Consider the following 5,259-nt stretch of genomic DNA (forward strand, 5'->3'; position numbering starts at 1 on the left):
ATTTAAATAATTAATAAATATATCTTCCATAATTCGCTTTCTTGCGGTATATTATTCGATGTTTTATGGGTTCCCTCACCCCATTCCTAAAAAGGTTATTCTTATGCTGCTTTTATCAGATCAGCGCCGACGCCGTGCTATTGGTGTTTTGGTTGCTTTCCATATTTTTATCATCATCGCCAGTAACTACCTTGTGCAGTTTCCCATTGAGCTGTTTGGCTGGAAAACTACCTGGGGGGCGTTCAGCTTTCCTTTTATTTTTCTTGCGACTGATTTAACTGTGCGCTTGATGAATAAATCAGCAGCCAGGCGCATTATTACTTGGGCTATGCTGCCAGCCTTGCTGATGTCGTATATGATTTCAGTACTATTCCAAGACGGTCAGTTGCAGCCCTTAAGCCTACTTTCAGAATTCAATCTCTTTGTGTTTAGAATTGCACTGGCGAGCTTTACTGCCTATGTGCTAGGGCAACTAATGGATATTCAGGTCTTTGACCGTTTACGCCAACATGCTCAATGGTGGGTTGCGCCAGCAGCGGCTATGTTTGTGGGTAACTTGCTTGATACTTTTGCCTTTTTCTTTGTTGCTTTTTGGCGAACTAGTGACGTATTTATGGCTGAGCATTGGATAGAGATTGCCGCCGTCGACTACGCCATTAAGCTATTAATCAGCTTAGTATTCTTCTTGCCTTTATACGGTGTGCTCTTGAATTTCTTGCTGAAAAAGTTATTGGGTAAAGAAATAGCTCACAAGTAGCTGCACAATAAAGAAGCGAAGGTTGTACACCTTCGCTTTTTTTTAGACCAAGCTAAATCAAACTGCCACTTTCTTTTAGCCATTGTGCAATTTGTTTAGTGTAATAACTAACAATGATATCAGCACCTGCGCGCTTAAAACCTATGAGTGTTTCATACACCGTACGCTTCTCATCTAGCACACCAGCCTGCGCAGCAAATTTAATTTGTGCATATTCACCACCTACTTGGTACACCGCAACAGGCAAATGAGTGCGATCACGTAGTTGACGAACAATATCTAAATAAGGCGTGCCTGGCTTAACCATTAGGATATCAGCACCTTCGCTTTCGTCTAGCTCAGCTTCAATCAGTGCTTGGCGGCCATTATGGAAATCGGCTTGATATCCTTTTCGATCGCCTTTTAGCTCACAGTCAACCGCAGTGCGAAATGGCCCATAAAAAGCAGATGCGAATTTAATGGCATGTGCCAAAATGCCCACATCGGTAAAACCTTCAGCATCTAATGCCGCACGAATTGCTCCAATTTGCCCATCCATCATGGCAGATGGCGCCAGCATATCAGCTCCGGCACGAGCCGCAGCAACGGCTTGCTTGCCTAGATTTTCCAAAGTTAAATCGTTATTAACATCGTTATGGCAATCTACTACACCACAATGCCCGTGGCTGGTGTATTCACAAAAACAAACATCCGGAATAACGATCATTTCTGGACGACGTTGTTTAATAGTGCGCACCATGCGCGCTAACAAACCATTATCATTCCAAGTATCACTACCTATCTCATCTTTATGATGTGAAATACCAAATGGCATAACATAGCGAATACCCAAGTTCCATAACTCGTCAATTTCGTCAGCAAGACGAGATTCTGGAAAGCGAGAAATTCCTGGCAAAGAGGCAATTGGCTGTTCTTCAGTCAAACCTTCGTCAATAAAAATAGGATGAATTAAGTCATTTAGATCAAAGGTATTTTCTTTTACCAACTCACGAGTCAGTGCATTACGACGTAAACGACGTGGACGGTAAAGAAGTTCGCTACTCATTACAGCTCCTAGGCTCTTAGCCAATTGAATAGAAAATAAAAGTATAAACCCTAATTAAGTTCAAGCTTGCTAAATCGCCAACAAATTATTCATGCAAGCGTCGATACTGTTCAGGGGTGCAATGTGCATGGCGTTGAAACATAGCAATAAATGCAGATGCCGTGCTATATCCCATGTCAAAAGCAATCTCTTTTATGCTTTTTCCAGCATTTAACTCATCTACAGCACAAAGAAAACGCAGCCGTTGCCGCCACTCGCCGAAGCTAATACCTACTTCACGCATAAATAATCTGGCTAGCGTGCGCTCACTCACAAATACATGCGCTGCCCACTGGGCAAGCGACCATGTATTACTGGGGTCATTCTGTAAAGCATGCATGACTTTCATTAGCGTTTCGTTAGCGCTATATGGCAAATAGCTGGCAATACAGCTAGCTTGGCTAAGCTGATCGAGCAAAACTTGAGCTAAACGCTTATCTTCTGCTGAAGTCGGCGAATTAAGTTGACGTTGGGCAAAATCATTTAAAATAGATTTACTGATATCACTAATGTGCAATCCACAGGCCTGCTTAGGAAACAAGCTGCAATACTCTAGGCTGACATATAACGAACGATAAATAACATGCGCTGGGTTATAGCAACTATGGTTAGCATGCGGCGGAATCCATACAGCATAGCTGGAAGGCGAAACAAAATGCTGCCCATCAATTTCCAACTGCATAACACCGCTTGAGGTGTAATTTAACTGCCCCCACGCATGAGCATGAGACGGAGCATGAGTATCAGCACCAAATTCGTCATAGCGAAAATAAATACAAGCAGGCAATGCTTCTAATTGTGGGATAGATACATATTTTTTTGACATACTGTCTGAATCTCAGCAGCGAGTGACCGAAATTCAGTATAGCCTTTTTTACAGTCAGTGCATAATAGCCACTCATCTTTAGGAGATATTTTTTATGCAGTACCTACTTCCCTTGCTAGCCATTTTCTTTTGGTCTGGCAATCAGGTGGTCAATAAACTCTCTGTTGGCACTATTTTCCCACTTGAAATTGGTTTTTATCGTTGGTTATTGGCCGCTTTAATTATCACACCCTTTGTCCTGCGCCCTACACTACGCAACTGGAACAATATTAAACCGCACTTAGGCAAAATATTCTTTTTAGGCTGCTTAGCCATGGCGTTATTCCAAACGCTAGCTTACTACGCCGCCGAAACCACTAGCGCAACTAATATGTCCATTATTCAAGCACTAATGCCTATTATGTCGATAAGCTTGGCGGTGCTGTTTTTAGGGCAAAAACTAACCAAAGGAGCTTTAGTCGGCTGTATTATTTCCTTCGCTGGAGTACTTCTTGTAGTGACAGGTGGCGATATTATGAGCCTTGCCAAACAGGGTATTGGTATGGGCAACTTATTAATGATCATCGCGATTTTTTCTTATGCTGTGTATAGCCTACTGTTGAAAAAATGGCAGATTGATATTCCTGCGATGCAAATGCTCTACCTGCAAATTCTGTCAGGCGTCATCATTTTATTACCGCTATTTTTGCTCGCCGACCACAAAGGGCTTGATTCTAGCAATATCCCGCTTGTGCTTTATGCCTGCATTTTTGCCTCTTTAGCAGCACCACTTTTGTGGATGTTGGCAATTCAAAAATTAGGCCCAAGCCGTACCTCTGTATTCTTTAACTTAATGCCAATATTCACTGCTATTATTGCCGCACTCATTTTAAACGAGCAGCTTTATGGCTATCACGCCATAGGCGGTGCGCTCACCCTATTAGGTGTATTTTTATCAGAAAAATGGAAAACACCGCTGCGCAACAAACCACAAGCTGTGCCTTGCGCAGAATAAAACTAAAAACGCCGCTAATAAGATGCGGCGTTTTTAATTGCTTGTACGTTATTTCTAAAATCCACTCATCACACACAGCTGTTTATTAGCATTTAATGTAAACAATATATGCATGGGATATTTATCATAATAATGATGGACTTCAACTAAACCTTTCTCTTGGGAAATACGCACTGTTTGCAATGAGCAAGTTCGATAAGTTAGATCTTTTTGCATAAGCTGTTGATATTTATTTTGTTTTTTTTGGCTTAATGCATTCCAGCGATCTGTTAAAGAATACTTAAAAATAACAGCATTATTCTCTGCAAAAATATCTTCAATATAAATATAGGCACCAATTTTCAGCCTAGATTGACCTTTCATTCTTTGATGATCTTTCTGTGCAGCTTCAACGGCTAGCTGTTCAACTGTTAAAGGCTCTACTTTCTGTTTAAAGGCTGAAGTTTCCGCTGGCCTTTGTTTGTAATAGTCTGAGTGGCAGTACGCGCACCAGCATCACTGATTGCGCACCTGCCAAGAATGCAAATCTTGCAAGCCGAATGTACTTTTCATGCTCACATTCTTAATAAATGAAGCTACTCACTAAGCATTGTAAAACTTTGATCCTAATCGAATAAAAATAATGCAGTAGCGTTGTCATATCGAGTTATTAGCTACTCTGAACAATCTCAGCAATACCATATTTCACTTTAAACCAATTGGTTAGTTAAATTTAAAAACTAATACATCTGTTTTAGCTTTATTTAAATTACAAAGTTTTCAAAATCTGGATCAGCCTTTGGAGTAGCTACCGACAAAGGAGCTGCCATTCTTATTACTGTAAATGAAGGATACAATTCTGACAAATAATTTTCAGGCAGATTTTTATGTCCTAATATTATAGAGTTATTATATATTAGTATCGTTTTTTCTGAAAAATTAACTAACCCTATAACTTTATTAGACCACGGGGCTTTTAGCTTTTGATTTTTTTCACTAGATAATAAATAAAGGCAAGAGATTAGATCACCATTGGCAATAAAAGGTGGTAAGTATCTTACTTTATTCCGTTTATTTAAACTTACTGTACTACCTCGATGCGCCCAATGAAAATATAAACCCACACCATTACATGAAAACTCAATAGTGTCTGTAAAATAAGAAGCATTACCTGTTGTTCTATTACCTCCCATTAGCACTGTTAAATAGTTCATAGTACCTACTTTCACACCTGCAATTTTCATATCATAAAGTGTACTTTCAGCCATAGACTGTGTAGCATTCGATACTACCCCTATCACGGAATATACCCTTTTAATATCTTTTGGAATAGGTAATGCTTGAGCCATCAAGCCATTGGTCTCTATTTTGTTAATTGTTTTAAAATGCGTAAGTGTTTTTTTACCTGCTGACAAAAAAACTTTATCTAATTTTAGTTTAAGCGATATTCTTTTTGCATAAGCAATTATAGGAAATAATGAAAAAAATAAAAACATTAAAGAAATAAATATTACAGGATCGTGAGGTATTTCTAATATATCTAACGCTCTGTATGTACTAAAGTAAATAAAGCAAGATAAACCAAGAATCATAAAAATCAATAAGCTAAAATTGTATAC

General features: G+C 39.3%; 6 protein-coding genes. 2 read left to right on the plus strand and 4 right to left on the minus strand.

The annotated features are described in order from the left end of the window. The first annotated feature begins 103 nt into the window (after positions 1-103). Positions 104-757: a 7-cyano-7-deazaguanine/7-aminomethyl-7-deazaguanine transporter gene (locus tag VQ643_RS15875; RefSeq protein ID WP_414201421.1), complete on the plus strand. Its 654-nt coding sequence runs from the start codon at positions 104-106 to the stop codon at positions 755-757. 52 nt (positions 758-809) lie between these two features. Here the strand turns inward: VQ643_RS15875 and hemB are convergent, their stop codons facing one another. Further along, positions 810-1,802: a porphobilinogen synthase gene (hemB, locus tag VQ643_RS15880; RefSeq protein ID WP_414201423.1), complete on the minus strand. Its 993-nt coding sequence runs from the start codon at positions 1,800-1,802 to the stop codon at positions 810-812. An 85-nt stretch (positions 1,803-1,887) separates the two neighbouring features. Next, on the minus strand, positions 1,888-2,667 hold the full coding sequence (locus VQ643_RS15885; protein WP_414201425.1) for an AraC family transcriptional regulator: 780 nt from the start codon (positions 2,665-2,667) through the stop codon (positions 1,888-1,890). A gap of 94 nt (positions 2,668-2,761) precedes the next feature. On the opposite strand from VQ643_RS15885, the gene VQ643_RS15890 reads away from it, so the two are divergent. After that, positions 2,762-3,661, plus strand: a complete 900-nt coding sequence (locus VQ643_RS15890) for a DMT family transporter (protein ID WP_414201427.1) — start codon at positions 2,762-2,764, stop codon at positions 3,659-3,661. Positions 3,662-3,715: 54 nt separating this feature from the next. Here VQ643_RS15890 and VQ643_RS15895 read toward each other — a convergent pair whose 3' ends face one another. Beyond that, on the minus strand, positions 3,716-4,024 hold the full coding sequence (locus tag VQ643_RS15895; protein ID WP_414201429.1) for a hypothetical protein: 309 nt from the start codon (positions 4,022-4,024) through the stop codon (positions 3,716-3,718). 380 nt (positions 4,025-4,404) lie between these two features. Continuing rightward, on the minus strand, positions 4,405-5,259 hold an 855-nt coding region (locus VQ643_RS15900; protein WP_414201431.1), incomplete at its 5' end, for a hypothetical protein.

Source organism: Pseudomonas sp. F1_0610, assembly GCF_047470865.1.
Lineage (GTDB): Bacteria > Pseudomonadota > Gammaproteobacteria > Pseudomonadales > Pseudomonadaceae > JAZDRH01.

What these genes read in the sequence shown, in the direction of transcription:
- VQ643_RS15875 (WP_414201421.1), top strand. Translation starts at nt 104, where the DNA reads ATGCTGCTTTTATCAGATCAGCGCCGACGCCGTGCTATTGGTGTTTTG.
- hemB (WP_414201423.1), bottom strand. Translation starts at nt 1,802, where the DNA reads ATGAGTAGCGAACTTCTTTACCGTCCACGTCGTTTACGTCGTAATGCA.
- VQ643_RS15885 (WP_414201425.1), bottom strand. Translation starts at nt 2,667, where the DNA reads ATGTCAAAAAAATATGTATCTATCCCACAATTAGAAGCATTGCCTGCT.
- VQ643_RS15890 (WP_414201427.1), top strand. Translation starts at nt 2,762, where the DNA reads ATGCAGTACCTACTTCCCTTGCTAGCCATTTTCTTTTGGTCTGGCAAT.
- VQ643_RS15895 (WP_414201429.1), bottom strand. Translation starts at nt 4,024, where the DNA reads ATGAAAGGTCAATCTAGGCTGAAAATTGGTGCCTATATTTATATTGAA.